28 protein-coding genes are annotated in these 25,313 nt (G+C 71.4%); 16 read left to right on the plus strand and 12 right to left on the minus strand.

Translation table 11 applies throughout. From position 1 onward, the window contains the following. Window positions 1–13 precede the first annotated feature (13 nt). On the minus strand, window positions 14–865 hold the full coding sequence (locus Q8A52_RS02055) for a transglutaminase-like domain-containing protein (RefSeq protein WP_316748100.1): 852 nt from the start codon (window positions 863–865) through the stop codon (window positions 14–16). A 55-nt stretch (window positions 866–920) separates the two neighbouring features. Further along, entirely contained in the window at window positions 921–2,018 is a 1,098-nt protein-coding gene (locus Q8A52_RS02060; protein ID WP_316748102.1) for a GNAT family N-acetyltransferase, read from the minus strand. Window positions 2,019–2,158: 140 nt separating this feature from the next. Between Q8A52_RS02060 and fdxA the strand changes: the two genes are divergently transcribed. Next, the gene (gene fdxA, locus Q8A52_RS02065) at window positions 2,159–2,479 is read left to right on the plus strand and encodes a ferredoxin (protein WP_263212261.1); all 321 of its coding nucleotides are present in this window, start codon (window positions 2,159–2,161) and stop codon (window positions 2,477–2,479) included. 120 nt (window positions 2,480–2,599) lie between these two features. Further along, on the plus strand, window positions 2,600–3,697 hold the full coding sequence (locus Q8A52_RS02070; protein WP_316748106.1) for a bifunctional succinyldiaminopimelate transaminase/glutamate-prephenate aminotransferase: 1,098 nt from the start codon (window positions 2,600–2,602) through the stop codon (window positions 3,695–3,697). A gap of 77 nt (window positions 3,698–3,774) precedes the next feature. On the opposite strand, the gene Q8A52_RS02075 is transcribed toward Q8A52_RS02070, so the two are convergent. Continuing rightward, window positions 3,775–4,221: an ATP-binding protein gene (locus Q8A52_RS02075; protein WP_316748108.1), complete on the minus strand. Its 447-nt coding sequence runs from the start codon at window positions 4,219–4,221 to the stop codon at window positions 3,775–3,777. 311 nt (window positions 4,222–4,532) lie between these two features. After that, complete coding sequence (locus Q8A52_RS02080; protein ID WP_316748110.1) at window positions 4,533–5,531, minus strand: heavy metal transporter; 999 nt, start codon at window positions 5,529–5,531, stop codon at window positions 4,533–4,535. Between the two features lie 92 nt (window positions 5,532–5,623). Here Q8A52_RS02080 and dapE point away from each other — a divergent pair, with 92 nt between their 5' ends. The 4 genes from dapE to Q8A52_RS02100 all read left to right on the plus strand — a co-directional run bounded on the left by dapE (window position 5,624) and on the right by Q8A52_RS02100 (window position 8,132). Continuing rightward, window positions 5,624–6,700, plus strand: coding sequence for a succinyl-diaminopimelate desuccinylase (dapE, locus tag Q8A52_RS02085; RefSeq protein ID WP_316748112.1), 1,077 nt, complete (start codon window positions 5,624–5,626; stop codon window positions 6,698–6,700). Window positions 6,701–6,814: 114 nt separating this feature from the next. Then, window positions 6,815–7,573 (plus strand): LOG family protein, encoded by a 759-nt coding sequence (locus Q8A52_RS02090; protein WP_316748114.1) that lies wholly within the window; start codon window positions 6,815–6,817, stop codon window positions 7,571–7,573. A gap of 44 nt (window positions 7,574–7,617) precedes the next feature. After that, window positions 7,618–7,884 carry a type II toxin-antitoxin system prevent-host-death family antitoxin gene (locus Q8A52_RS02095; protein WP_316748116.1) on the plus strand — a complete coding sequence of 89 codons (267 nt, stop codon included), beginning with the start codon at window positions 7,618–7,620 and terminating at the stop codon, window positions 7,882–7,884. Next, window positions 7,881–8,132 carry a type II toxin-antitoxin system RelE family toxin gene (locus tag Q8A52_RS02100; protein ID WP_316748118.1) on the plus strand — a complete coding sequence of 84 codons (252 nt, stop codon included), beginning with the start codon at window positions 7,881–7,883 and terminating at the stop codon, window positions 8,130–8,132. Before Q8A52_RS02095 ends, Q8A52_RS02100 begins: the two co-directional genes overlap by 4 nt. Before the next feature lie 34 nt (window positions 8,133–8,166). Here the strand turns inward: Q8A52_RS02100 and folP are convergent, their stop codons facing one another. Then, entirely contained in the window at window positions 8,167–9,027 is an 861-nt protein-coding gene (gene folP / locus Q8A52_RS02105; RefSeq protein ID WP_316748120.1) for a dihydropteroate synthase, read from the minus strand. 137 nt (window positions 9,028–9,164) lie between these two features. On the opposite strand from folP, the gene Q8A52_RS02110 reads away from it, so the two are divergent. Next, window positions 9,165–9,521, plus strand: a complete 357-nt coding sequence (locus Q8A52_RS02110; protein ID WP_316748122.1) for a DivIVA domain-containing protein — start codon at window positions 9,165–9,167, stop codon at window positions 9,519–9,521. Continuing rightward, entirely contained in the window at window positions 9,518–10,114 is a 597-nt protein-coding gene (locus Q8A52_RS02115; RefSeq protein ID WP_316748124.1) for a DNA-3-methyladenine glycosylase I, read from the plus strand. The genes Q8A52_RS02110 and Q8A52_RS02115 overlap by 4 nt, the downstream gene beginning before the upstream one ends. An 86-nt stretch (window positions 10,115–10,200) precedes the next feature. Here the strand turns inward: Q8A52_RS02115 and chcB are convergent, their stop codons facing one another. Continuing rightward, complete coding sequence (chcB, locus tag Q8A52_RS02120) at window positions 10,201–11,004, minus strand: 2-cyclohexenylcarbonyl CoA isomerase (RefSeq protein ID WP_316748125.1); 804 nt, start codon at window positions 11,002–11,004, stop codon at window positions 10,201–10,203. Between the two features lie 372 nt (window positions 11,005–11,376). Here chcB and Q8A52_RS02125 point away from each other — a divergent pair, with 372 nt between their 5' ends. After that, entirely contained in the window at window positions 11,377–11,544 is a 168-nt protein-coding gene (locus Q8A52_RS02125; protein ID WP_018544333.1) for a DUF3117 domain-containing protein, read from the plus strand. A 108-nt stretch (window positions 11,545–11,652) separates the two neighbouring features. Here Q8A52_RS02125 and Q8A52_RS02130 read toward each other — a convergent pair whose 3' ends face one another. Further along, complete coding sequence (locus tag Q8A52_RS02130; RefSeq protein ID WP_316748745.1) at window positions 11,653–12,351, minus strand: O-methyltransferase; 699 nt, start codon at window positions 12,349–12,351, stop codon at window positions 11,653–11,655. Window positions 12,352–12,586: 235 nt separating this feature from the next. Here Q8A52_RS02130 and sigE point away from each other — a divergent pair, with 235 nt between their 5' ends. The 5 genes from sigE to Q8A52_RS02155 all read left to right on the plus strand — a co-directional run bounded on the left by sigE (window position 12,587) and on the right by Q8A52_RS02155 (window position 17,737). Next, window positions 12,587–13,303, plus strand: a complete 717-nt coding sequence (gene sigE, locus Q8A52_RS02135) for an RNA polymerase sigma factor SigE (RefSeq protein WP_316748747.1) — start codon at window positions 12,587–12,589, stop codon at window positions 13,301–13,303. Further along, a complete protein-coding gene (locus tag Q8A52_RS02140; RefSeq protein ID WP_316748147.1) occupies window positions 13,300–14,271 on the plus strand; it encodes an anti-sigma factor family protein in 972 nt (323 codons plus the stop codon). Before sigE ends, Q8A52_RS02140 begins: the two co-directional genes overlap by 4 nt. Window positions 14,272–14,381: 110 nt before the next feature. Then, window positions 14,382–16,175: a trypsin-like peptidase domain-containing protein gene (locus Q8A52_RS02145; RefSeq protein ID WP_316748149.1), complete on the plus strand. Its 1,794-nt coding sequence runs from the start codon at window positions 14,382–14,384 to the stop codon at window positions 16,173–16,175. Window positions 16,176–16,378: 203 nt separating this feature from the next. Then, window positions 16,379–16,822, plus strand: coding sequence for a sec-independent translocase (locus tag Q8A52_RS02150; RefSeq protein ID WP_316748151.1), 444 nt, complete (start codon window positions 16,379–16,381; stop codon window positions 16,820–16,822). Between the two features lie 243 nt (window positions 16,823–17,065). After that, window positions 17,066–17,737: a hypothetical protein gene (locus Q8A52_RS02155; protein ID WP_316748153.1), complete on the plus strand. Its 672-nt coding sequence runs from the start codon at window positions 17,066–17,068 to the stop codon at window positions 17,735–17,737. 69 nt (window positions 17,738–17,806) lie between these two features. On the opposite strand, the gene Q8A52_RS02160 is transcribed toward Q8A52_RS02155, so the two are convergent. The 3 genes from Q8A52_RS02160 to Q8A52_RS02170 are packed head-to-tail and all read right to left on the minus strand — an operon-like array spanning window position 17,807 to window position 20,910. Then, a complete protein-coding gene (locus Q8A52_RS02160) occupies window positions 17,807–18,940 on the minus strand; it encodes an Mrp/NBP35 family ATP-binding protein (protein WP_316748154.1) in 1,134 nt (377 codons plus the stop codon). Between the two features lie 43 nt (window positions 18,941–18,983). Beyond that, on the minus strand, window positions 18,984–19,589 hold the full coding sequence (locus Q8A52_RS02165) for a DUF1003 domain-containing protein (protein ID WP_316748156.1): 606 nt from the start codon (window positions 19,587–19,589) through the stop codon (window positions 18,984–18,986). Next, window positions 19,579–20,910 carry a magnesium transporter MgtE N-terminal domain-containing protein gene (locus Q8A52_RS02170; protein WP_316748158.1) on the minus strand — a complete coding sequence of 444 codons (1,332 nt, stop codon included), beginning with the start codon at window positions 20,908–20,910 and terminating at the stop codon, window positions 19,579–19,581. Before Q8A52_RS02170 ends, Q8A52_RS02165 begins: the two co-directional genes overlap by 11 nt. Window positions 20,911–21,109: 199 nt before the next feature. Here Q8A52_RS02170 and Q8A52_RS02175 point away from each other — a divergent pair, with 199 nt between their 5' ends. Next, a complete protein-coding gene (locus Q8A52_RS02175; protein WP_316748160.1) occupies window positions 21,110–21,865 on the plus strand; it encodes a hypothetical protein in 756 nt (251 codons plus the stop codon). 666 nt (window positions 21,866–22,531) lie between these two features. On the opposite strand, the gene Q8A52_RS02180 is transcribed toward Q8A52_RS02175, so the two are convergent. Both Q8A52_RS02180 and Q8A52_RS02185 read right to left on the minus strand, forming a co-directional pair. Next, on the minus strand, window positions 22,532–23,047 hold the full coding sequence (locus Q8A52_RS02180; RefSeq protein WP_316748162.1) for a hypothetical protein: 516 nt from the start codon (window positions 23,045–23,047) through the stop codon (window positions 22,532–22,534). A 40-nt stretch (window positions 23,048–23,087) separates the two neighbouring features. Continuing rightward, window positions 23,088–24,221, minus strand: coding sequence for a magnesium and cobalt transport protein CorA (locus tag Q8A52_RS02185; protein ID WP_316748164.1), 1,134 nt, complete (start codon window positions 24,219–24,221; stop codon window positions 23,088–23,090). A 489-nt stretch (window positions 24,222–24,710) separates the two neighbouring features. On the opposite strand from Q8A52_RS02185, the gene Q8A52_RS02190 reads away from it, so the two are divergent. Continuing rightward, window positions 24,711–25,295 (plus strand): suppressor of fused domain protein, encoded by a 585-nt coding sequence (locus Q8A52_RS02190; RefSeq protein ID WP_316748166.1) that lies wholly within the window; start codon window positions 24,711–24,713, stop codon window positions 25,293–25,295. Window positions 25,296–25,313: the final 18 nt, after the last annotated feature.

Consider the following 25,313-nt stretch of genomic DNA (forward strand, 5'->3'; position numbering starts at 1 on the left):
CAAACGGCACCCCCTAGTTGAGCATGGACCGCGCCGTGTGCGCCTGACGCCGTACCCGCTGCGCGGTCGGTTCGTCCACCTCGGCCACCACCTCGGCGTACGCCTCCAGCTCCGCCGCCCCGGCGAGGAACTCGCCCCGCTGTACGAGGAGTTGCGCCCGCTCGTACCGCAACCGCGCCGGATGCGAAGGCAGCAGCAGGGACAGCTCCACCGCCCACAGCGCCACGTCCGACCGCTCCGGCCGGGCCGCGGCCCACGCCCGGATGTTGTTCAGGATCCGCAGGACGACCTCCAGCGGATCCGCGGGTACCAGCATGCCCGGATCCAGCGGAGCCCCCGTCGCCCCGACGACGAGCAGCTCGGCGTCCGTCCCCGTGAGCACCCGGCCCCCGTCGAAGGGATCGGCGAGCACCTGCTCCTCGGCCGCCCCGAACCCGACCACGAAGTGTCCCGGCAGCGCGACCCCGTACACCGGGGCGCCCGCCCGTCGCGCCACCTCCATCCACACCACCGACAGCAGGATCGGCAGCCCGCGCCGCCGCCGCAGCACCTCGTGCAGCAGCGAGGACTCCAGACGGTGGTAGTCCGCGGCCGAGCCGCGGAATTCGCAGCGGACGCCGAGCAGGTGGTGCAGCGCCGTCGCCCAGGCCAGGGGCCCGCCGGGCCGGAACGGCAGCTGTCCCGCCAGCCGGTCCAGCTCCATCTGCGCGGCGTCCATGCCCGCCTCGTCCAGCGAGCCGTCCGCCTCCGCGCCGAGCAGCAGACACAGCGCCGAGAGGTCGGGCCGCTCGGACCGGGCCTCCTCGGCGAACCGGTGCCGCAGCTCGGCCGACCGCTCCGGCGATGGGGGGTAAGGGGGACGCATAGCAGGCTCGTGCCCTTTCACGGTGATCCGTACCACCAACCGGCGGTGATCCGTATTACCGGCCGGCGCCGGAGGCACCCGGCTCGCGGTAGTGGTGATACGCGTGATGCGCCGCGAAGCCCATTTCGGCGTACAGCGCTCGAGCCGCCTCGTTGTTCTCCTCGACCTGCAGCCAGGCGGCCGAGGCACCCTCGGCCAGGGCCTGGCGGGCGAGCGCGGCCATCACGGCGCTGCCCAGGCCGCGTCTGCGCTGCTCAGGGGCCACTTCGACAGCCGCGAAGCCGGCCCACCGTCCGTCCACGACACACCGTCCGATCGCGGCCGGAGCACCCCCGCCCTCACCCGGGACGGTCGCGAACCACACCGACGGCCCACTGCCCAGCACCTTCAGGGCCACCTCGCTCACCCCCTTGCGCCGATACCGGGCCAGCCAAGTCTCGTCCGCCTGCCGGGACAGCACCACCTGGGCACCCTCTTCCCGGTCGGCCACCGGCGCCAGTGCGCCGATCCACAGTTCGGCGGTCACCTCGCGCACCCAGCCGCGCCGCTCCAGCTCCGCGCACAGCAGTTCCTGCGTGCCCTCGGCGCCGGTCGCGGTCTGGATGTACGCGGGCAGGCCGCGCTCGCCGTACCAGCGTCGTACGGCCTCCAGCGCCGCGTCGAGCGGAAGGCCGGGGTCGCCGAGCGGCAGCACGCTGTTGGCCCGCCGCGTGAAGCCCACCCGTCGCCCGGCCACCGCCCCCCACGGACGCTCCCCCAGAGCTGAACGCCTGGGGGGACCCCCATCGCGCGGAACCTCCTGCACTGCGGCCCGCAGCTCCCACTCGCCCAGCCGCTCGCTCTCCACCGGCCGCCAGGCCCGCGAGACGACATGCGCGAGCTCCTCGTAGGAGGCGGCGGGGCCCCGCCGACGCGCCGGGGCGGCCGGTACGACTTTGCCCGCGACCAGCGAGGATTCCAGAATCCGGACGGCCTCCCCGTTCTTGCGGGTGATCAGCAGCACACCCTTGTCCCATGATGTGAGAACACCCACCGTGTCGGTGAACTTCTCACCCCGTGTTCCAGGTTCGCTCAAGCGCCGTACGGAGACTCGTTTACCCACGTCAGCAGCGGTGATACGGACCTCGAGTCGCCCGGCGGCAGAGATTTCCACAGGTCGGTTCACCCCTCCTGTTCGGATCATGCCCAAGAACGGAGATACTAGGGGCGGGCATCGACGACGCCGCGCTCCCGCGCGCCAGGCGGCGGAGCCTACGGAGGCCCGCCAGCGCCCAATCGAGGAGGAACGACAGCGTGACCTACGTCATCGCGCAGCCTTGTGTCGACGTGAAGGACAAGGCGTGCATCGAAGAGTGCCCGGTCGACTGCATCTACGAGGGCCAGCGGTCCTTGTACATCCACCCGGACGAATGCGTCGACTGTGGTGCCTGTGAGCCGGTCTGCCCGGTCGAGGCGATCTTCTACGAGGACGACACTCCGGAGGAGTGGAAGGACTACTACAAGGCCAACGTCGAGTTCTTCGACGAGCTCGGCTCTCCCGGTGGCGCCAGCAAGCTGGGCCTGATCGAGCGCGACCACCCCCTCATCGCCGCGCTGCCGCCGCAGGCCGAGTAATCCGCAGGCGGCCGAGCAGCCCGCAGCGCGCCGCCTCGGTCCCGTACGGCCCGATCGCCTTGATCACCGCCGTACGGGACCGAGGCGTTTGCCGTACCGACGAAAGTGAGCCAGAACATCGTGTCCGCAGTCTCCGACCGTCTGCCCACCTTTCCCTGGGACAAGCTGGAGCCGTACAAGAAGACGGCCGCGGCCCACCCGGAGGGCATCGTCGACCTGTCCGTCGGCACCCCGGTCGACCCGGTCCCCGAGCTGATCCAGAAGGCCCTGATCGCCGCCGCCGACTCACCGGGCTACCCGACCGTCTGGGGCACGCCGGCACTGCGCGACGCGATCACGGGCTGGCTGGAGCGCCGCCTGGGCGCCCGGGAGGTCACCCACCGCCATGTCCTGCCGATCGTCGGCTCCAAGGAACTGGTGGCCTGGCTCCCCACCCAGCTGGGCCTCGGCCCCGGCGACCGGGTCGCGTACCCCCGTCTGGCCTACCCGACCTACGAGGTCGGCGCCCGCCTGGCCCGCGCCGAGTACGAGGTCTACGACGACCCGGCCGAGCTCGACCCCACGAACCTGAAGCTCCTCTGGCTGAACTCGCCGTCCAACCCCACGGGCCGGGTGCTGGGCAAGGACGAGCTCACCCGGATCGTCGCCTGGGCCCGCGAACACGGCGTCCTGCTGTTCTCCGACGAGTGCTACATCGAGCTGGGCTGGGAGGCCGACCCGGTCTCGGTCCTGCACCCGGACGTCAACGGCGGCTCTTACGAGGGCATCGTCTCGGTCCACTCGCTCTCCAAGCGGTCCAACCTGGCGGGCTACCGCGCGGCCTTCCTGGCCGGCGACCCGGCCGTCCTGGGCCCCCTCCTGGAGATCCGCAAGCACGGCGGAATGATGACCTCGGCGCCCACGCAGGCGGCGGTCGTCGCGGCCCTGTCCGACGACACCCACGTCCGCGAGCAGCGCGAACGCTACGCCGCCCGCCGCACGGCCCTGCGCGACGCCCTGCTGGCCCACGGCTTCCGCATCGAGCACAGCGAGGCCAGCCTGTACCTGTGGGCCACCCGGGACGAGTCCTGCTGGGACACGGTGGCCCGGCTGGCCGAGCGGGGCATCCTGGTCGCCCCCGGCGACTTCTACGGCACGGCGGGCGAGAAGTTCGTCCGCGTGGCCCTGACGGCGACGGACGAGCGCGTGGCGGCCGCGGTGGCGCGGCTGGCGAGCTAGCTCGGCCCGGAAAGCACGGCGCGAAGGGGCCCAGGGAAGTCTCCCTGGGCCCCTTCGCGCCGTCGACGCCGACGTGCCTAGCCGAGCGGCAGGCTGCTCACCGGCAGCGTGGACGTCGGCAGCCCGCCCTTGGTGAGGGAGTCCGTGGGCAGCCCGCCCTTGGTCGCGGTCCCGGCCGTGGCGCCGAGGACGTCCCCGGCGGATCCGGCCGCCCTTCCCGCGGCCTTCTGTGCGGCGGGCGCCACCTTCTTCACGGCCTTGCCGCCGGTCTTGCCCGCGGCCGGCACCGCCTGCTTGACCGCCTGGCCGCCCGCGTCGCCCGCGAGACCGGTGACGTGCTGCGTGGCACCGTCGGCCGTGTTGCCGACCTGCGACCCGTCCAGGGCGGTCAGGCCGCCGAGGTTCGGGGTGGCCGGCAGATCGGCGGCAGCGCTCGCGGAGCCGGCCGCACCGACCCCGGCGGCCGCTCCCGCTGCGACGAGCAGCGCGGCACGGGCGATCCGGCGGGTCAGGGGGAGGGACATGATGCTCCATTCGACGGGAGAGAACGTTGAAGTGTCCGACCGTGTCCGGCAGTTGATCTCCGGGCTCGGACGCAGTGACTACCGCTCGAAGCCCACGAAGGTTGCGGAGCCCAAAGGTAAAGAGTTGGCAACGCATCGCATTATCTGTTGTGGATAAAAACGGGCAAAAGTCACCCGCCGTACGGCTTCGCAGAATCCTTACGGCCCTTTGTTTCCAAGGGCCTTTGCGACCAGGAGAGTGACCGCACGAAAACCTGCGCACACCGCCGCGGCACCACCCGCCGGGTGACCCCCGCGAGTGAACCCCCGTACTACTGCCCGGTCACGATCCGAACGGACCCCGCCGACTTCTCCGCACCCGCGGTCCCCGTCGTACCGGCCGCGCGCCACTGGCTGTCCGTGCTCCCGGCGGACCACACCCGCCCCGCGTACGAGACCCGTGCGATGTGCAGCGCCGAGGAGTTGGCCACCGCCCAGTGGGCCAGCTGCCAGCCGCGCTCCCGCTCGGTCCGCCCGGTCCGGTCGGACTTCGAGCCGTCGGGCACCGGCACGGTCACGGTCCTGCCGTGCGCCTGGGTGGTCATGGTCGGGGACGGATCGGCCGGGGCCGCAGTGCTCACCTCGGCGCCGGCCACCTGGAGCGCGTCGCGCCCGAAGTCCCGTACCAGCGCGGCCCGTACGGCGTCCGGACCGGTCGCCGCCGCCTCGGCGGAGGTGCCCGTCGCGGGGCGTCCCTGGCAGGTCAGCGTGGCCGCCGACTGCCCGGTCAGGGCCGCGGCGAGCAGCTTGGCGTCCGGCTCGTGCTTGGCGTACGCCTCCGGGAAGCCGCTGCGCTGTACCCGCTGCGCGGCCACCGTGAGCGGGAGTTCCGTGTAGTCGGGCACCTTGGCCAGGTGCTCGTAGAAGATGCCCGCCGAGTAGGCCGGGTCCATGATCTGCTTCTCGGTGCCCCAGCCCTGCGAGGGCCGCTGCTGGAACAGGCCCAGCGAGTCCCGGTCGCCGTGCTCGATGTTGCGCAGCCCCGACTCCTGCAGCGAGGTCGCCAGCGCGATGGTCACGGCACGCTCGGGCATGCCGCGCCCGGTACCGACGGCGGCGATCGTCGCCGCGTTCACCGCCTGCTCGGGCGTGAACTCGTACGGGGTCTCGCCGCCTTCGGCCGAGATCACCTTGCAGCCCGGGGCTCCCGTGCCACCCGTGACGTACTGCACCACGAGATAGCCCGCGACGGCCAGCAGGACGACGAAGGCCGCGCCGAAGCGGAAGAGGCGGCCACGACGCTTGGGAGTAGTGGGGGACGGCTCTGGCACCCGTACAAGGTACTGGAGGCCTCCTGGGCCCGGGCGGCGGGTGGGGCGTCGGTGCGGTCCGGTCGGGCCGGGGGAGCGTTAGGGTCGTCACCATGGCCGACACGCTTGACCTCACGCTGGATGCCGCCGCGCTCACCGCGCAGCTGGTCGACTTCCCCTCGGAGAGCGGCACGGAGAAGCCCCTCGCCGACGCGATCGAGGCCGCCCTGCGTGCCCTGCCGCATCTGACCGTCGACCGGTACGGCAACAACGTCGTCGCCAGGACGCAGCTGGGCCGGGCGCAGCGGGTGATCCTGGCCGGCCACATCGACACGGTCCCGATCGCCGACAACGTCCCCTCGCGCCTCGACGCGGACGGCGTCCTGTGGGGCTGCGGCACCTGCGACATGAAGTCCGGCGTGGCCGTCCAGCTGCGCATCGCGGCCACCGTCCCCGCCCCGAACCGCGACCTGACCTTCGTCTTCTACGACAACGAGGAGGTCGCCGCCGACCTGAACGGCCTCAAGCACGTGGCCGAGGCGCACCCCGACTGGCTGGCGGGCGACTTCGCGGTGCTGCTGGAGCCCTCCGACGGCCAGGTCGAGGGCGGCTGCCAGGGCACCCTGCGGGTGCTGCTGAGGACGAAGGGCGAGCGGGCCCACTCGGCTCGCGGCTGGATGGGCTCCAACGCGATCCACGCGGCGGCCCCGATCCTGGCCCGTCTGGCGTCCTACGAACCGCGCTACCCGGTGATCGACGGCCTGGAGTACCGCGAGGGCCTGAACGCGGTGCGCGTCTCCGGCGGGGTGGCGGGCAACGTCATCCCCGACGAGTGCGTGGTGGCGGTCAACTTCCGCTATGCCCCGGACCGCTCCGAGGAGGAGGCGATCGCGCACGTGCACGAGGTCTTCGCGGACTGCGGCGTGGAGGAGTTCGTGGTGGACGACCACAGCGGCGGGGCGCTGCCCGGACTGTCCCACCCGGCCGCGGCGGCCTTCATCGAGGCGGTCGGGGGCACCCCGCAGCCGAAGTACGGCTGGACGGACGTCTCCCGTTTCTCCGCCCTGGGCATCCCGGCGGTCAACTACGGTCCCGGAAACCCTCACTTGGCGCACAAGAGGGACGAAAGGGTCGAAATCGCCAAGATCCTGGCGGGTGAAGAGCGCCTGCGAGCGTGGCTGACGAGCTGAGGCGTACGAAGGGCGTGGGCCCGGCGCTTCATTGCGGACATGCTCACGTCCCCCGTGCGTAACCCGGCTGGATCTACTCTGGCGTGGAAACACCTGCACGCGGAGGGAGCGCACATGGCTACTGGCAACCCCGAGGGCAAGAAGCAGCCACCGGAGGAGCAGCGCCTGGGGCCGGTCCTCCGGCGGCGGGGTCAGGTCACCGCGAGCACGACGGACCAGCGCCTGCTGGACGCGGGCGGCCCGTCCGACTGGGTCCACACGGACCCCTGGCGGGTCCTGCGGATCCAGTCGGAGTTCATCGAGGGCTTCGGCACCCTGGCCGAACTCCCGCCCGCGATCAGCGTGTTCGGCTCGGCGCGCACTCCGGTGGACTCGTCGGAGTACGACGCCGGTGTGCGGCTCGGCCGCGGGCTGGTGGAGGCCGGCTGGGCGGTGATCACCGGTGGCGGTCCCGGCGCGATGGAGGCGGCCAACAAGGGCGCCTGCGAGGCGGGCGGCACCTCGGTCGGCCTCGGCATCGAGCTGCCCTTCGAGCAGGGCCTCAACCCCTATGTCGACATCGGCCTCAACTTCCGGTACTTCTTCGTCCGGAAGATGATGTTCGTGAAGTACGCGCAGGGCTTCGTGGTGCTTCCCGGCGGCCTCGGCACCCTGGACGAACTCTTCGAGGCCCTCACCCTCGTGCAGACCCAGAAGGTCACGCGCTTCCCCATCGTCCTCTTCGGCAGCGAGTACTGGGGCGGACTGGTCACCTGGCTGAGAAGCACCGTGATCACCCAGGGCAAGGCCTCCGAGAAGGACCTGCTCCTCTTCCACGTCACGGACGACGTGGAGGAGGCGGTGGCACTGGTGTCGAAGGAGGCGGCGCGTTAGGTGCGGGCTCGAGGTGAAGTGTAATCTGGGTGTACAGTAGATTAATGTCTGCTACGTATCCCATCGCTGAGGCGAGGGGCAAGCTCGGCGAGCTTGCCCGCCGGGCTGCCCAGCATGAGCACATCACCTTGACAGACCGTGGCATCCCGACCGCCGTGCTCGTCTCTCCGGCGGAACTCGAAGACCTCGAGGATGCTCTGGCACTGGCCCGCCTCGAGCGTGACCGCGCTATGGGGCGCACCGAAGTCCCTGTCCCCCATGCCGAGGCTCGGCGGATACTCCTCGAAGCCGCGGGGAGGAGTACGGAGTGACCTGGGAGGTCCAGTGGGAGCCGGTGGCGCTCGACGAAGCCACCGGTTTCCTCAAGGACGACCCCCAGGGAGTGGACACCCTCCTTCAGGCGACCGACCAACTCGCCGAGGACCCCCGGCCTGAAGGTTCCAGGGCCTGGGGTACCCACCACCGCCGTCTCCACCGCGGCCCTTGGCGCATCCCGTACCGCGTCGACCCGGAGGCGCGGACCCTTCACATCGAACACATCGGGCGCGCGCTCGAGTGAGCGGCAGTGGGGCGTCAGCCCGGGCGGGGAGCGCCTACGCCAACCCCCTGCGCGCGACCGCCGGCGGGCGGTGGCCCGCGATCGACGCCACCATGTCCAGGACCTGCTTCGTCTCGGCCACCTCGTGCACCCGGTACACCTGAGCCCCGAGCCACGCGGACACCGCGGTCGTCGCCAGGGTCCCCAACACCCGCTCCTTCACGGGACGGTCCAACGTCTCCCCGACGAAGTCCTTGTTGGACAGCGACACCAGCACCGGCCACCCCGTGGCCACCATCTCGTCCAGCCGCCGGGTCGCCTCGAGACTGTGCCGCGTGTTCTTCCCGAAGTCGTGACCGGGATCGATCATCACCGACTCACGGGGCACGCCCAGCGCCACCGCACGTTCGGCCAGGCCCACGGTCACCCGGAGAATGTCGGCCACGACGTCGTCGTACGTCACCCGGTGCGGCCGGGTCCGCGGCTCCGCGCCGCCCGCATGCGTGCACACCAGCCCCACCCCGTACCGCGCCGCGACCTGAGCCAGCCCCGGATCGACCCCGCCCCAGGCGTCGTTCAGCAGGTCCGCCCCGGCCTCGCACACGGCCTCCCCGACCTCGGCCCGCCAGGTGTCCACACTGATGATCACGTCGGGGAACCGCCGCCGTACCTCGGCCACGAAGCCGACCGTCCGCCGCGCCTCCTCCTCGGCGGTCACCTCGTCCCCGGGCCCGGCTTTCACTCCGCCGATGTCGATGATCGCGGCTCCTTCGGCCACCGCCTGCTCCACGCGCGCGAGCGCCGGCTCGTCACGGAAGGTCGCCCCCTGGTCGTAGAAGGAGTCGGGGGTCCGGTTCACGATCGCCATGATCACCGGCTCGTGCGGCTCGAATTCCCGCCTGCCCAGCCTGAGCATCGCCTGTGACCTCTTCCAGTGAGTCCTGCTCGTGTCCCGCCCCGCGCCCGCCTGTGACCCTAACTGTCAGACTCGCATGGCACGATCGGAGCGAGAGACTTTCGAGACCGAGTACTACAGAGCGTGGGGACCCAGCGATGGTTATGTTCTTGTTCCTGGTCGTCGCGCTCGCCGTCGTGGTCGCCGCGGTGACACTCGCCGTGGTGGGCGGCGGCGAGGGCGCCACCGGCCCCCTGCCCGAGGTCGCGCCCGAGCGCCTCGAAGACTCGCTGCCCCCGGACCGCCCCGTCGGCCGCGCGGACGTGGAGAGCCTCCGCTTCCCGCTCGCCCCCCGCGGCTACCGCATGGCGGACGTGGACGACGCCCTCGGCCGCCTCGGCGCCGAACTCGCCGAGCGGGACGCCCGAATCGCCGACCTGGAGTCCGCGCTCGCCGGTGCCCAGGCCGCCGCGCACGTCCGGCTGGACAAGCCCGCGCAGGAGGACCAGCGGTGAGCGACGGCACCGCCGTGGCCGGCCCCGACGGCGCGCTGCGCTGCCCCTGGGCGCTGTCCACCGACGACTATGTGACGTACCACGACGAGGAGTGGGGCCGCCCCGTCCACGGCGACGACGCCCTCTACGAGCGCCTCAGTCTGGAGGCCTTCCAGTCGGGCCTGTCGTGGATCACGATCCTGCGCCGCCGCCCCGGCTTCCGGGCCGCCTTCGCCGACTTCAGGATCGAGAAGGTCGCGGTCTTCACGGACGACGACCGCGAACGCCTCCTGGTGGACCCCGGCATCATCCGCAATCGCGCCAAGGTCGACGCCACCCTCGCCAACGCGCGCGTGCTCGCGCAGTGGTCCCCGGGTGAGCTGGACAGCCTGATCTGGTCCCACGCCCCCGACCCGGCCGACCGCCCGGCTCCGAAGTCCCTCTCCGACATCCCCGCGGTCACCCCTGAGTCCACGGCCCTGTCCAAGGCCCTCAAGAAGCGGGGCCTGCGCTTCATAGGCCCGACGACGGCGTACGCGCTGATGCAGGCGTGCGGACTGGTCAACGACCACCTGGAAAGCTGCGCAAGCCGGAACAGCTCGTCCGGCGGTTGAGGGCGAGGCCGTTGCCGCTCAGGCGGAGGCGGGGGTCCGCGGACTGCGGCCCCCGGCACCCGCCCGTCTCGGCCGGCCGCCGTCCGTCACCGGCCCAGATACTTCGGCTTCTCCTTGTTCACGAACGCCTGCACCGCGATGGCGTGGTCCTCGGACCTGCCCGCACGGGTCTGCAGCTCGTCCTCCTTGTCCAGCGTCTCGTCCAGGGAGTGCGTGAGCCCGAAGGCGACCGACGCCTTGAGCGCCGCGTAGGCCACCGTCGGCCCGTCGGCCAGTTTCCGGGCGACCTCCTCGGCCTCGGTCCGCAGCTCGGCGGCCGGCACGAGCCGGTTGGCGATGCCGAGCTCGTACGCGTCCTGCGCGCTGATGTTGCGCGGGAAGAGCAGCAGGTCCGCGGCGCGCGCGGCGCCCACGACCCGCGGCAGCGTCCAGGAGATCCCGGAGTCGGCGGTCAGCGCCACCCCGGCGAACGACGTGTTGAAGGCCGCGGTGTCCGCCACCACCCGGTAGTCCGCCGCCAGCGCGAAGCCGAAGCCCGCCCCGGCCGCGACCCCGTTCACCGCCGCGACCACCGGCTTCGCGGCCCCCGCGAGGGCCCGCACGATCGGGTTGTAGTGCTCCTTCACCGTGGTCATCGTCTGCCCGGCCCCCGTCTCGCGGTCGGCCGCCAGCAGCCCGATGTGCTCCTTGAGGTCCTGGCCCACGCAGAACGCCCGGTCCCCGGCTGCGGTGAGCAGGATCGCCCGCACAGACCCGTCGCCCGCCGCCTCCTGTGCCGCGTCCCTCAGGGCGACCTTGGCCGCGATGTTCAGCGCGTTCATCGCCTCGGGGCGGTTCAGCGTGATCGTCGCGAGCCCGTCGGTCACCTCGTAGAGCACGGTGTCGGCCATGGCGCATCCCCTCTGCTGTGGCGGCTCTGACGTACCGCTCGGTACGCCGATGTCTGAAGGACAGCATGGCGGAGAACACCGTCCACCGGCCGGACCCGACGTGTGACCTGCGTCAAAGAAATCCGCCACGGTTTTCGTCGGCAGATGTCCGTGCGGTGGCGCAGTATCGCAGTCACATCGCCGAATTGAGTGGTTTTGCTCGCGCGCGTTGCCCAAGCGATGCCGACTGATGTTGGTCATCGGGTCCTGAGATGCGGGATAATGGCTTGGAAGCAATGTGTTCGATGCCGGTGTCGCGTGTCCCACACGGATGGCGCGTGCCCTCCAGGGCCGTCGGCAGACGATGAGCTGGTTTCAGGAAGGGGAACGAGCATGGCGGCCATGAAGCCGCGGACGGGCGATGGCCCGCTCGAGGTGACCAAGGAGGGGCGGGGCATCGTCATGCGCGTTCCGCTCGAAGGCGGCGGTCGGCTCGTCGTCGAGCTGACCCCTGACGAGGCCGAGGCGCTCGGCGACGCCCTCAAGAAGGTCGTCGTCTGACGCGCAAGCGACCACACCCTTTCAGCTGCCCCGGCGCCATAAGCGGTGCCGGGGCGGTTCCTTTCCCGGGCGTACGTCCCTCAACCGCACATACCGTCGGGCGCGCGGTCAGCGCTTGACGGCGCACAGCAGGCCGTCGCCCACCGGCAGCAGCGAGGGCACCAGTTCCTGGCTCTCCCGCACCGTCCGCAGCAGCTCGCGCAGCCGCAGCACCTCCGTGGGCTGCGGCCCCGAGTCCACCGTCCGGCCGTTGCCGAAGACGCCCTCGAAGACCACCACACCACCCGGCCGCAGCAGCCGCAACGATTCAGCGAGGTAGTCGAGGTACTCCAGGCGGTCGCCGTCGCAGAAGACGAGGTCGTAGCCGGCGTCCGCGAGCCGGGGCAGTACGTCCAGGGCGCGGCCCGGAATGAAGCGGGCCCGGTTGCTGGCGAAGCCGCAGGCGCGGAAGGCCTGCCGGGCGAACTGCTGGTGCTCCGGCTCGGGGTCCACGGTGGTCAGCACGCCGTCCGGCCGCATGCCGTGCAGCAGATGGATCCCCGACACCCCGCAGCCGGTGCCGATCTCCGCGACCGCCTTGGCGTCCACGGTGGCGGCGAGCAACCGCAGCGCGGCGCCCGTGCCGGGCGCCACCGAGCGCAGGCCCGCCTCCCGGGCCCGATCACGGGCCCAGCGAAGCGCGTCGTCCTCGGCGACAAAGGCGTCGGCGAACGCCCAGCTCGTCTGCCGGTTGCCGGTAATGACCCTCTCCTGTCCCCGTGGTTGCCTGGGCGTGACTGTATCCGTTGCCCCCGGGAACCCGCAGATGGGACCGGGCGTTTAAAGGGATGAGCGAGTGGTGGGGGGACCCGACGGGGGGTAAGGGATGGTTCAGGACGCCGAGCAAGTGCTGACGCAGCCGTATGAGCCGTATCAGCCCAGATCAAATTCTCGTAAAACCGCTTATCCGGAGCTAACGGGCGAGGTGGCTATGGTAGGGGCTCCACTGGACACCACCAGAGCCGACAGGGGAGGTGCGGCTGAGCCCGTGGATCGGGGAGGAGTGCTACGGCGCTTTCTCGGATCAGCAGGCAGGCCGAAATCCGTGAACGACACCGCTGCTGACCCCAGCCAAGCCGCTGGTTCCGCCGCCGGCCTTGCCCAGACCGCGACGTTCTCCACCGACGCGGACGCTCAGGCATGGACTCCGCCCACGTGGGAGGAGATCGTCAGCACGCACAGCGGCCGGGTCTACCGTCTGGCCTACCGCCTCACGGGCAACCAGCACGACGCCGAGGACCTCACCCAGGAGGTCTTCGTCCGTGTCTTCCGCTCCCTGTCGACCTACACGCCGGGCACCTTCGAGGGCTGGCTGCACCGCATCACCACGAACCTGTTCCTGGACATGGTCCGGCGCAAGCAGCGCATCCGCTTCGACTCCCTGGGCGAGGACGCGGCAGAGCGTCTGCCCAGCAAGGAGCCGACCCCGCAGCAGGTGTTCAACGACGCCCACTTCGACGCGGACGTCCAGCAGGCCCTCGACACCCTCGCGCCCGAGTTCCGCGCCGCGGTCGTCCTGTGCGACATCGAAGGACTGTCGTACGAGGAGATCGCCGCGACCCTCGGCGTGAAGCTGGGCACGGTCCGCTCCCGGATCCACCGCGGCCGCTCACAGCTGCGCAAGGCCCTCGCCCACCGCTCCCCGGAGGCCCGGGCCGCCGAGCGGCGCTCGTTCGTGGCCCGCGTGCCCGCACTGGGGGGAGGGGGCGCGCCCGCGTGAGTGGATCACGGCCCAAACCTGCCGAGGCACGCCTCGCAGAGCAGCACCTGGGAGACCGGCTCTCCGCCCTCGTGGACGGGGAACTCGGTCATGAGTCGCGCGACCGCGTCCTGGCCCACCTGGCCACTTGCGCCAAGTGCAAGGCGGAGGCGGACGCCCAGCGCCGGCTGAAGAACGTTTTCGCGGAGGCTGCCCCGCCGCCGCCGTCCGAGAGCTTCCTGGCCCGTCTCCAGGGACTCCCCGCGGGCGGCGACGATGACGACAGCGGGTCGCCGCTGGGCGGCACGGGCCTGTCCGGGCGCACCTCCGACACCGGGGTCTTCGGAGTGAGACGCCCCGACCGGTTCGAGTTCGGCTACGTCCCCGCCACCCACCCCGCACCCTCCGCCGCCGACCGCGGCTTCCGCATCCACCCCGTCGGCCGCCCCGACGCCGACCGGTCCGCCTCGCGCGGGCTGCGGTTCGCGTTCGTCGCGGCCGGGGCGGTGTCCCTGGCCGCGGTCGCGCTGGGCGGCGTGACCACGGGCATCCCGGGCGACACGGCGGCGGACGCCCGCGGTGGCTCCGGCAGCGGCAGCAATGTCACCCCGGCCCGCACCCAGGGCGGCGGACCCGCGTCGGCGCCCGACACCCAGCGCCGCCGTTCGGTCGGACCATTGCTCGCCCAGGGCACGCTGCTCGGGGAGACTCCCGTGGTACCGACCTCGATGTCCGCGCCTCTCGTGCCCGGGGTGCCGTCCCCCGCCGCCGGGCAGGGCCAGGACACCATGCACAAGCTGACCGCGCCCGTCGTGGCCGGCGCGGCCGCCATGTCCCCGTTGATACATCCACTCGGCACGACCCCGCCGGTCGCCCTGACCTCGTGGTCCTCGGCCCCCGAGGTCACCGGCCCCGGCATGCTCGCCGCACCCGTCCCCGACACCACCTCCGCTCCCACTCCCTCCTCCTCGTCCCGCACGGCCCCCTGACCGGCCTCTGCGCGCCGTCCCTCGAACCTGGTTGAATCCGGTGAGGGCCGTGCCCGCGGCGGAGTTTCCGGGCGCGGAGTCGACGTTCCGCGGCCAGCTGTGGGGAGAGCATGAACGAGGGGAAACCGACGAAGCCCGCCAAGGCGAAGTGGTGGAGTCGGCCTCGGCCGCAGGTTCCGGAGGCCGGGGACGCCACGGCCGCGGTTCCGGTGCCGGACGACAGCGAGGGCGACTTCGAACTGGCCCGCCCGGCGCCTCCCGCCGACGGCGACTTCGAGCTCGAGGCGCCCTCGTCTCGGGGTGCCGGGCCGGCCGTGCGGGACGCGGGTTCTCCCGGGCAGGGCGTAGTGGAGCGAGTCGACACACCGCCCGCGCTCGACGCCCAGCCCTCGGCCGAGCCCGCCTCGACTGCGCCCGAGCCCGGCACTCCCGCCGTACCGTCCGCCACCGACCGCCCCAGACCCCTGCACGACCCCGACCCGTACAGCACGCCGCCGTACGGCGAGCCGGGCCCCTGGGCACTCGCTCCGCCGGTCCAGCACCCGGCGACCGCACCGGTGCACGGCACGGAGATGCCCACGTCCGGCCCCGCGCCGGTGCCGCCGCACGCGGCACCGGTGCCTGCCCCGGCGGCCTCCGTGCCCCACGACGCGCCGCTCCCGTCCCCCGCGGCGCAGTCCGGCACCCCGCATCCGGACCCCTGGCACCGCTACGACCCCTGGTCCGCCCAGGCCTCCGCCCACGCCCCTCTCCAGCAGAACGGCGCCGCGGTCCCCACCGAGCAGCAGCGCCGCAAGCGGGCCAGGCGGGCCCTGGTCGGCGGGGCCCTGGTGCTCGCTCTCGTCTCCGGGGGCGTCGGCGGGGCCGTGGGGGCCTATCTGGAGCGCAACGGCGGTGTGGGGGGCATCCAGCTGCCTCAGTCGGGCGAGGTGCCGGCCGGGCGGGCGCCGGACAGCGTGGCCGGGATCGCCGCCCGTGCGCTGCCCAGCGTGGTCACTCTGCATGTGACCGGCACCAACGAGCAGGACACCGGCACGGGCTTCGTGCTCGACGCGCACGGCCACATCCTCACCAACAACCATGTCGTCGAGCCCGCCGCGTCGGGCGGCGAGATATCGGTGACCTTCAGCAGCGGGGACACCGCCAAGGCCAGGATCGTCGGCCGGGACACCGGCTACGACCTTGCCGTCGTGCAGGTGACCGGTGTGCACGGGCTCAAGCCCCTGCCGCTCGGCAACTCCGACAACGTCCGGGTCGGCGACCCCGTCGTCGCCATCGGCGCCCCCTTCGACCTCGCCAACACGGTCACCTCCGGCATCATCAGCGCCAAGGAGCGGCCCATCACGGCCGGCGGGGAGAACGAGGACGGGAGCGACGTGTCCTACGTCGACGCCCTGCAGACCGACGCGCCCATCAACCCCGGCAACTCGGGCGGACCCCTCCTCGACTCGCAGGCCCATGTCATCGGCATCAACTCCGCCATACGGTCCGCCGACAGCGGCTCGGACTCGGCAGACGGCCAGGCCGGCTCCATCGGCCTCGGCTTCGCCATCCCGGTCAACCAGGCCGGGCGGGTCGCCGAGGAACTGATCAACAAGGGGAAGGCGACCCACCCGGTCATCGGGATCACCCTCGACATGGGCTACACGGGCGACGGCGCCCGTATCGGCACCAAGGGCGCCAAGGGCTCAGCCGCGGTCACCACGGGCGGCCCCGGCGACCGGGCCGGACTCCGCTCGGGCGATGTCATCACCGAGGTGGATGGCCGGCCCGTCCACACCGGGGAGGAACTGATCGTGAAGACCCGGGCCCACCGCCCCGGCGACCGGCTGCGGCTGACCGTCGAGCGCGACGGCACGCACAGGTCGGTCTCGCTGGTGCTCGGATCGTCCGACCGCCACTGACAGAAACCTCACAGGTGAAGCCCGGCACATGGCCCCACAAGGCAAACAACGCCAAAAACCGGTGCGCTACACGCACTCGGACACCTCGGGACGGTACCGGTCGGACAGGTACGCCGGGTACCGTGGACCCGGCCCGGACCACGGAACACCAGTGACACAGACCGCCGAGGGCCGAGGACCGAGGACATCGCAAGGAGCTTCAGGTGTTCAATGACATAGGACCGCTCGAGCTGATCACGATCGTCGTGCTCGCCGTGCTCGTCTTCGGTCCGGACAAGCTCCCGAAGGTCATCCAGGACGTCATGCGTACGGTCCGGAAGATCCGAGAGTTCTCGGAGAGCGCCAAGCACGACATCCGCGCCGAGCTGGGCCCGGAGTTCAAGGACTTCGAGTTCGAGGACCTCAACCCCAAGACGTTCATCCGCAAGCAGCTGGACAACGACGAACTGGGGCTGAAGGAGATCCGCAACGGCTTCGACCTGAAGAAGGAGATGGCCGAGGTCACGGACGCGGTTCACAGCCGCGACACGGACTCCTCGTCCTCCTCGTCCTCGTCGTCCGCGTCCGGTGGCCGAATCGACATGACGAAGAAGCCCGAAGACCCCGCCAAGGACGAGCGCCCGCCCTTCGACGCGGACGCCACCTGACCGTCGTACGCCCGTGAACTGCGCGTCCCGGTGCGCCCCCGCGCCGGGACGTGACGCGTTTCATACCGCGCATGCGCCCCGTGCGGCGTGAACCGGCCGCGCGTACGACCCACGCGGCGGGCGGTTTCCCTGCTGCTCGTGGCGGTGTGGCTATGCTGCCGAGTTGTTGTGCGGACCGGACGAGTACGCCCGAAGGGGGGCGGGCCACCCCGGTCCGACGAGAGCGAGGAGGCGTCCGGGCACATGGAGACGACAAGTCGGGCAGTCGCGCAGGCTCCGGATGCGGAGGGTGGCCGGCAGGTCCCCTACGCCCGGCGTACGGTCGACGGCTACCTGCTGGCGCCCTTCCCGTGGTACGGCCTCGACGAGGCCTTCACGGGGCCGCGCTGGCTGATGCAGGTCGGTACGGCGGCCGACGGCGCCGTCGAGCACGGTTCGATCGGGCACGGGGACGAGCCCTCCGTGAAGAACGAGTACGCGGTCGGCTCCGCGACGGAGCCCCGGGAGAAGTTCGCCGTCGTGGTGACCGTCGCGGCGAACCCCTCCCGGCGCAGCGCGGACGGCACGGGCTTCCTGGAGGCCACCACGGTCTCTTCGGCGGCCTGGCTGGCCGGGGTGGGGCTCCTGTCCTTCACCTGGCCCGGCCAGATGGATCACAGCCTCCGTGACGACTGGCTGGAGCAGCAGACCGAGACGGCGTGGGTCCTCGCGGACGACCTCACCGGCCCGGACTGGTCGACCCTGTCCTTGCCGGTCGACGGCGTGCCGACTCCCTTCCACTACCGGGAGTCCGAATTCGGCTGGGTGCTCGCCGGGTCGACGCAGGAGGGGGTGCACGTGGGGGCGTACGGGAGAGGCATGAGCGCGTACGGCCTCGGCTTCGCCGTGATCAAGGACATCTCGGCGTACGCCTAGCCGACAGGGCCCAGCGAAAAGGGGCGCCGCAGCTTTGCGGCGCCCCTCGTCACAGGGCTGGAGAAGACCCTAGAACTTGTTCTTCGGGGTGATCCCCAGCGACAGCCCGGAAAGGCCGCGCTGGCGTCCGCCGAGCTTGCCCGCGATCGCCCGCAGTGCCGCGCCCGCCGCGGAGTCGGGGTCGGTCAGGACGACCGGCTTGCCCTCGTCGCCGCCCTCGCGCAGGCGGACGTCGATCGGGATGTTGCCGAGGACGGGGACGGTCGTGCCCGTGGTGCGGGACAGGCCGTCGGCCACCAGTTGGCCGCCGCCCGTGCCGAAGACGTCGACCATCTCGCCGCAGTGCGGGCAGGGCAGGCCGGACATGTTCTCGACCACACCGACGATCTTCTGGTGGGTCTGGACGGCGATGGAGCCGGCGCGCTCGGCGACCTCCGCGGCGGCCTGCTGCGGGGTCGTCACGACCAGGATCTCCGCGTTCGGGATCAGCTGGGCGACCGAGATGGCGATGTCGCCCGTGCCGGGCGGCAGGTCGAGCAGCAGCACGTCCAGGTCGCCCCAGTACACGTCGGCCAGGAACTGCTGGAGCGCGCGGTGGAGCATCGGACCGCGCCAGACGACCGGGGCGTTGCCCGGGGTGAACATGCCGATCGAGATGACCTTCACACCGTTCGCGGACGGCGGCATGATCATGTTCTCGACCTGGGTCGGACGGCCGTCCGCGCCCAGCATGCGCGGCACGCTGTGGCCGTAGATGTCGGCGTCGACCACGCCCACCTTCAGGCCGTCCGCGGCCATCGCCGCCGCCAGGTTCACCGTCACCGAGGACTTGCCGACGCCGCCCTTGCCGGAGGCGACCGCGTACACCCGGGTCAGGTTGCCCGGCTTGGCGAAGGGGACCTCGCGCTCGGCCTGGCCGCCGCGCAGGGCGCTGGCCAGCTCCTTGCGCTGCTCGTCGCTCATGACGTCCAGCGTGACGTCGACGCGGGTGACGCCCTCGACCCGGGAGACCGCGTCCGTCACGCGCTGCGTGATCGTCTCGCGCATCGGGCAGCCGGAGACCGTCAGGTACACGGTGACCGCGACCGCCCCGTCCGCTCCGATCTCCACCGACTTGACCATCCCCAGTTCGGTGATGGGGCGGTTGATCTCGGGGTCGTTCACCGTCGCCAGTGCCTCGCGCACCGCGTCTTCCGTAGCCATAAGGACGATGGTACGGCGATCCGAGGGGCGTCCGGGTAGTCCCTCAGCGGTCTTCTGCGTCACGCCCCGCCGACCGGTCTGTCCGTTCTGCCGGGAATACGGGGTGCCCGTCGTGGTGCCGCCGCTGCTCCAGGTCCTTGATGACGTCCTGCAGCTCGGAGCGGATCCAGTCGCGGGTCGCCACCTCGCCCAGGCCCATGCGCAGGGCGGCGATCTCCCGGGTGAGGTATTCGGTGTCCGCGATGGACCGCTCGTTCTGCTTGCGGTCCTGTTCGAGGTTGACGCGGTCGCGGTCGTCCTGCCGGTTCTGCGCGAGCAGGATCAGCGGGGCCGCGTAAGAGGCCTGGAGGGACAGCATCAGGGTCAGGAAGATGAAGGGGTAGTTGTCGAAGCGCAGGGCAGCAGGCGCGGTGATGTTCCACAGCACCCACAGCACGATGACGACCGTCATCCAGACGATGAAGCGTCCGGTGCCCAGGAAGCGCGCGATCTTCTCCGACAGCCGTCCGAAGGCCTCCGGGTCCCACTCGGGCATGATCCGGCGCCGCGGCGGCCGCGGCTGGTCGAGCCGGGGCGTGCGCGGCCGGGTGGCGGCGGTGGCGCCGACCGGGGTGCGCTCGCGGGCGGCGCTCTCGCGCTCAGGAACCATGCGCACTCGCCCCCTGGTCCGCTCCCGTTCCCTGGTCCGCTCCCGTTCCCTCTTCGGTCTCCTCGTCCAGGTGGAACTCCGTCTCGCGCCAGTCGTCGGGGAGCATGTGGTCCAGTACGTCGTCCACGGTCACCGCGCCGAGCAGTGACCCGGACTCGTCGACCACGGGCGCCGCCACCATGTCGTACGTGGCGAAGAACCCGGCGATGATCGGCAGGGTGGCCTCGGGGTCGAGCGTCTGCAGGTCGTCGTCGACCAGGGAGCTGACCAGGGTGTACGGCGGGTCGCGCAGCAGGCGCTGGAAGTGGACCGTGCCCAGGTACTTGCCGGTCGGTGTCTCGTCGGGCGGGCGGCAGACGTAGACCTGGGCGGCGAGGGCGGGGGACAGGTCCGGGTTGCGCACGCGGGCGAGTGCGTCGGCGACGGTCGCGTCCGGGCGCAGCACGATGGGCTCGGTGGTCATGAGGCCACCGGCGGTGTGTTCCTCGTACGACATCAGGCGCCGCATGTCGGCCGCGTCGGAGGGCTGCATCAGGCTCAGCAGCCGTTCCTTGTCGGCCTCCGGGAGCTCGGACAGCAGGTCGGCCGCGTCGTCCGGGTCCATGGCCTCGAGGACGTCCGCGGCGCGCTCCTCCTTCAGCTTGCCGAGGATCTCGATCTGGTCGTCCTCGGGGAGCTCCTCGAGGACATCGGCGAGGCGGTCGTCGTCGAGGGCGGCGGCGACCTCGGCGCGCCGCTTGGGGGAGAGGTGGTGCAGGACGTTGGCGAGGTCGGCGGGGCGCAGCTGCTCGAAGGTGGCGAGCAGGCTCTCGGCGCCCTGCCCGTGCTCCTCGAGGGAGAACCCGGTGACGGCGGACCACTCGACGGTGAGCGTCTCCCCCTTGGCGCGCCGGAAGGCGCTGCCCTTCTTCCCCTTGCGGACGAAGACCCGGTCGACCTCCCAGTCCCGGCGGGCCGGCAGCTGCTGCACGGACACGTCCAGGACGGTGACCTCCTCGTCGGTTTCGACGAGCTTGACGCGCCGGTCGAGCAGTTCTCCGAAGACGAGCCGCTCGGTGGGCCGGCGCTCGAAGCGGCGGACGTTGAGCACGCCGGTGGCGATGACCTCGCCGGACTCGATACTGGTCACCCGGGTCATGGGCAGGAAGATGCGGCGCCGGGTGGTCAGTTCCACGACCAGCCCGAGCAGCCGCGGGGGACGTCGTCCGACCCGGAGGATGACCACCAGGTCGCGCACGCGGCCCACCAGGTCTCCGTTCGGATCGAAGACGGGGACACCGGCGAGATGCGAGACGAAGATCCGGGGGGCGCCGGCTGCCATGACTGTGCTCCCTTTACGTACAGGAGTGCTGTGGATCGCGTTCCTTTCCCGAATTGCCCGCTCGGTGGGCTTCAGGCTAGCCCGTCCTGATCGGGCACGCCCTGGTGAGCGGTCCGGACGGACTGGCTCCGCCTGGCGGTGCGGCCCCGGGTACGCTGCGGTACGCCGCTCAGGACCCGTCAGAAAGGCAGCCCCACCTGTGACTGCGATTTCCCAGGGCCGTATCCGCCGCGCCGTGCTCGTGAGCGCGACGTGCGCACTGGTGATGACGGGAACGGCGGCGCTCGCGGCGTGCAACGAGGATCCGGACGCGGGCACCAACGGGGTGGGCAAGCTGTCCGCGGCGAAGATCCAGAGCAAGACCAAGGCGGCCGCGGATTCCGTGGACACGGTGCGGCTGTCCGGAACGGTCGTCACCCGCGGGCACACGTACCGGCTCGACATGCGCCTGAAGTCGCAGGGCGGCATCGGGTCGGTCACCTCGGAGGGGACGACCTTCCATGTCCTGCGGATCGGTTCGCAGCTGTATCTGAAGGCCGACGCGGACTTCTGGCGCCACGCGGACGACGCCGGCGGCAAGGGCGGGGACACGGCGGCCGCGGACAAGCTCGACGGCAAGTACGTGAAGGTGCCGCAGGGCGATCCCGCGTACAAGAAGTTCAGCGGCTTCACGGACAAGACCGTCCTCCTCGACGGCCTGCTGACCCTGCACGGCGCGCTGGCCACGGACGGGCACCGCGAACAGTCGGGCACCCGCACCATCCGCATCACCGGCGACAAGGGCTCCGGCGGCACGCTGGACGTCTCCCTGGAGGGCAAGCCGTACCCACTCCGCCTGGTCCGGGGCGGCGGCGCGGGGACACTCAGCTTCTCCGACTGGGGCAAGGACTTCGCTGTGACCCAACCCCCGAAGAACGAGACCGTCGACTACGGGAAGCAGCTTCCAACCTCGTAGGGCGGCAGGACCGGCACCGACCAAGTCGCACGACGACGGCGCTGCTTGAGCTTGCGCCGCTTTGTCAGGAGCTGCGGCTGGGGTCTGGGGTTCGCGTCGCTCATCAAGGCGGCGTGGAGGCCGAATGGGATCGGCGGGCGGCGCGCCGGACAGCACACCGGCATTCACGGGCCCGGGGGTTTGTCGGCGTCTTGGCCGCGGCGACGTTACTTCCGCTCGCGCCGCATTGTGACGAGCCGTGGGAGTGCGGCGGCGATCAGGCGGCGGGCGGTGGCCGGGGAGGGCGGGGGACCCGGGCCGGGCGGGCCTCGGGTAGCGGCGCCGCGGAGCCTGCGGGGTCCGGGGCGGGATGCCGTTGGGGAGCGCCGTTGTCGATCCCGCGGGCGCCGGGCGGTGCGTGCGGTGCTTGGGCCGAGGGGTGGTCGTCGCGTCGCCGCGGTGGCATTGCGAGCTCGCGTCGCTCACCGAGGCGGGCGCGGGAGGACGACGGGGACAGGTCGGCGGGCCAGGCAGCACACCGGCCTTCACACTCGGCGGTTGGCCGTCGCGTTGGTGCGGCGGTGCCAGTGCTTGCTTCGCTCTGCCGAGCCGCGAGCGGCCGGTAGGTACCGGTAGGTATCGGTCGCCGTCAGGCACAGCACCGGCGCTCACGGCCCGGCGGCGGAGTTACTTGCGCTTGCGTCGCTTTGTGAGGAGGCGGGGGAGTGCCGCGGGGATCGGGTGGCGGGTGGTGGCCGGGGACGACAGGGGGGCCTGGGCCAGGTTGGTGTCGGGGAGAGGGGTCGTGGAGCCCGTCGGGGTAAGGCGCAGCACCCGGCACTCGCGGGCCCAGCGGGCGGTCATCGCCTCGCCGTCCGGTGCGTTCAGGCGCTTGCCCTTGAGCTCGGCCACCGCGGCCTCCCACTCGGCGGAGCCGGACGGCAGCTCGGACACGGACGCCGTCCAGGAGACGAGCCGGCCGCCCTTGTCCTTGCTGCGCACGGTCACCTCGGCGGAGCCCCCGTCGGCCAGCCCGGGCAGCGGCTGCTCCCCGGGACCGTCACCGACCAGGCACACCGCACCCTCGTGCCACACGTGCCAGAGCGCACGGGCGGCCGGGGCGCCGGTGCCCTTGACCCAGATGAGGCCGGACTTCTTCGTGGCCTCCTCGACGAGGGCCTGGTCGAGCAGCTCGCTTGTCATGCGCTCAGCCTATCCGCGCGCCCCGCCGCCGCGGCCGCCCTCACAGCCAGCCGTTGCGCTTCAGCGTCCGGTGGATGCCCAGACACAGGACCACCGTGATGCCCATGATCACCGGGTAGCCGTACTTCCAGTGCAGCTCGGGCATGTACTTGAAGTTCATGCCGTACACCCCGCACACCATCGTCGGCACGGCGATGATCGCCGCCCAGGCCGTGATCTTGCGCATGTCCTCGTTCTGCGCGACCGAGGCCTGCGCGAGGTTGGCCTGGAGGATGGAGTTGAGAAGCTCGTCGAAGCCCAGCACCTGCTCCTGGACGCGGGCGAGGTGGTCGGCGACGTCCCGGAAGTACTTCTGGATGTCCGGGTCGACCAACCGCATCGGGCGCTCGCTCAGCAGCTGCATCGGCCGCAGGAGCGGCGAGACCGCGCGCTTGAACTCCAGCACCTCACGCTTGAGCTGGTAGATCCGCGCCGAGTCCACACCACGCGACACCCCGCCCTTGCGGCCGGGCGAGAAGACCTCGGTCTCCACCTCGTCGATGTCGTCCTGCACCGCGTCCGCGACCGCGATGTAGCCGTCGACGACGTGGTCGGCGATGGCGTGCAGCACGGCCGAGGGACCCTTGGCGAGCAACTCGGGGTCGTCCTCGAGGCGGTGGCGCAGCGCCCGCAGCGAGCCCTGCCCGCCGTGCCGGACGGTGATGAAGAAGTCCCGGCCGGTGAAGCACATGACCTCACCGGTCTCCACGACCTCGCTGTTGGCGGTCAGCCGGTCGTGCTCGACGTAGTGGATGGTCTTGAAGACGGTGAAGAGGGAGTCGTCATAGCGCTCCAGCTTCGGGCGCTGGTGCGCCTGCACCGCGTCCTCGACGGCCAGCGGGTGCAGCCCGAACTCGCTCGCGATACCGGCGAATTCCGCCTCGGTCGGCTCGTGCAGACCGATCCACACGAACCCGCCGTCACGGCGCACCAGCCGCATCGCCTCCTGCGGGGTCATCGGCTTGGCGCTCTCGATCCGGGCGCCGTCGCGGTAGACCGCGCAGTCGACGACGGCCGAGGGCGTCGAGGGGTCGCGAGTGGTGTCGTACGCGCCCGTGTCCATTCGCAGGCTGCTCTTGCGCAGCGAGGGACGGGAGGGACGGACCACGGCACGCAGGTCGCGGATCATCGACATGGCAGGCTCCTTCGCAACGAGCAGCGAGGCGCGCAAGGGCCGCTGCGGCGGGTGGAACTGCCCGGAATGGGGACGTCCGTGCTGCGTGATGTTTGGCACGTCCACAAAGCGGGGAGCACCGCTCCGTCGCGGTGGCGGGCTTCGCTGCTGATTCGGCTACTGATACAGGTCAGACAGATCAGGCAAAACGAAACGAAGTGCTCTTCCGTACGACGACTGGAACGCGCACGCATGCGAGAGGCGGCAGCCAGGCAGACGAGCCGAAGCAGCTAGTTCAACGGCAGGAAGAGCGGGTGGTACTGCACGGTCGACTTCGGTCCATCGCAGCCCCACCTCCTCCGGCCGGTCCCTCGTGAGGGAGTCTCGTCGGCGTCGGGACCCGATCGCGACGCTTCTGCGTGCTGTCCCGAACCACCGGCTCAGAGTATCAGCCGCCCATAGTGTCAAGGCGCGGCTTTGCCCGGTACTGACGAGTTCTATGCTCACCGCATGGTTGATGTTCTTCCTCTTGTCGAGGCGCGGTTGAGCACCACGTTCGGAGAACCGGACGCGCGCGCCGCGGTCACCTTTCTCGGTACGGACCGCCTCGAGGTGCTCCGTTTCCAGGAGGGCGACATCGTCCGCTACGCCACGCTCGGCATGTCCGCGCACCCCATGACGGATCCCACGGCAATGCTCGCCGACCCGGTCAAGGGACCCCGCGCCGAGCTGGTCCTGTCCGTCCGCGCCAGCCTCGCCGACACCGACAAGGTGCTCCGCCCGCTTGCCGTCCTCGGTGCGTCCCCGCAGGTGGAGGGCGTGGTCGTGGCTCCGGGTGCCTCCCTCGACGTGGGCGAACCCCTGTGGCCCGGAGCGCCGTTCACCTCGGTCCTGGTCGGTGAGCCGGGCGGGCTGGTCGAGGATCTGGAACTCGACGAGCCGATGGATCCCGTACGGTTCCTGCCGCTGCTCCCGATGACCCCGAACGAGGCCGCCTGGAAGCGCGTGCACGGCGCCCAGGCGCTGCAGGAGCGCTGGCTCGCGAGCGGAACGGATCTGCGGGATCCCGCCCGCCGATCCGTCCCGCTCGACTGACGCCGGACCTCGCGAGAG

This window comes from Streptomyces herbicida (assembly GCF_032656585.1).
In the GTDB taxonomy this organism is placed as follows: domain Bacteria; phylum Actinomycetota; class Actinomycetes; order Streptomycetales; family Streptomycetaceae; genus Streptomyces; species Streptomyces herbicida.

Bases quoted from the DNA above. Each gene is read 5' to 3' on its own strand.
- Q8A52_RS02055 (WP_316748100.1), bottom strand. From the start codon at position 865: ATGCGTCCCCCTTACCCCCCATCGCCGGAGCGGTCGGCCGAGCTGCGG.
- Q8A52_RS02075 (WP_316748108.1), bottom strand. From the start codon at position 4,221: ATGTCCCTCCCCCTGACCCGCCGGATCGCCCGTGCCGCGCTGCTCGTC.
- dapE (WP_316748112.1), top strand. From the start codon at position 5,624: ATGGCCGACACGCTTGACCTCACGCTGGATGCCGCCGCGCTCACCGCG.
- Q8A52_RS02090 (WP_316748114.1), top strand. From the start codon at position 6,815: ATGGCTACTGGCAACCCCGAGGGCAAGAAGCAGCCACCGGAGGAGCAG.
- Q8A52_RS02095 (WP_316748116.1), top strand. From the start codon at position 7,618: ATGTCTGCTACGTATCCCATCGCTGAGGCGAGGGGCAAGCTCGGCGAG.
- folP (WP_316748120.1), bottom strand. From the start codon at position 9,027: ATGCTCAGGCTGGGCAGGCGGGAATTCGAGCCGCACGAGCCGGTGATC.
- Q8A52_RS02110 (WP_316748122.1), top strand. From the start codon at position 9,165: ATGGTTATGTTCTTGTTCCTGGTCGTCGCGCTCGCCGTCGTGGTCGCC.
- chcB (WP_316748125.1), bottom strand. From the start codon at position 11,004: ATGGCCGACACCGTGCTCTACGAGGTGACCGACGGGCTCGCGACGATC.
- Q8A52_RS02125 (WP_018544333.1), top strand. From the start codon at position 11,377: ATGGCGGCCATGAAGCCGCGGACGGGCGATGGCCCGCTCGAGGTGACC.
- Q8A52_RS02145 (WP_316748149.1), top strand. From the start codon at position 14,382: ATGAACGAGGGGAAACCGACGAAGCCCGCCAAGGCGAAGTGGTGGAGT.
- Q8A52_RS02155 (WP_316748153.1), top strand. From the start codon at position 17,066: ATGGAGACGACAAGTCGGGCAGTCGCGCAGGCTCCGGATGCGGAGGGT.
- Q8A52_RS02160 (WP_316748154.1), bottom strand. From the start codon at position 18,940: ATGGCTACGGAAGACGCGGTGCGCGAGGCACTGGCGACGGTGAACGAC.
- Q8A52_RS02165 (WP_316748156.1), bottom strand. From the start codon at position 19,589: ATGGTTCCTGAGCGCGAGAGCGCCGCCCGCGAGCGCACCCCGGTCGGC.
- Q8A52_RS02170 (WP_316748158.1), bottom strand. From the start codon at position 20,910: ATGGCAGCCGGCGCCCCCCGGATCTTCGTCTCGCATCTCGCCGGTGTC.
- Q8A52_RS02180 (WP_316748162.1), bottom strand. From the start codon at position 23,047: ATGACAAGCGAGCTGCTCGACCAGGCCCTCGTCGAGGAGGCCACGAAG.
- Q8A52_RS02185 (WP_316748164.1), bottom strand. From the start codon at position 24,221: ATGTCGATGATCCGCGACCTGCGTGCCGTGGTCCGTCCCTCCCGTCCC.
- Q8A52_RS02190 (WP_316748166.1), top strand. From the start codon at position 24,711: ATGGTTGATGTTCTTCCTCTTGTCGAGGCGCGGTTGAGCACCACGTTC.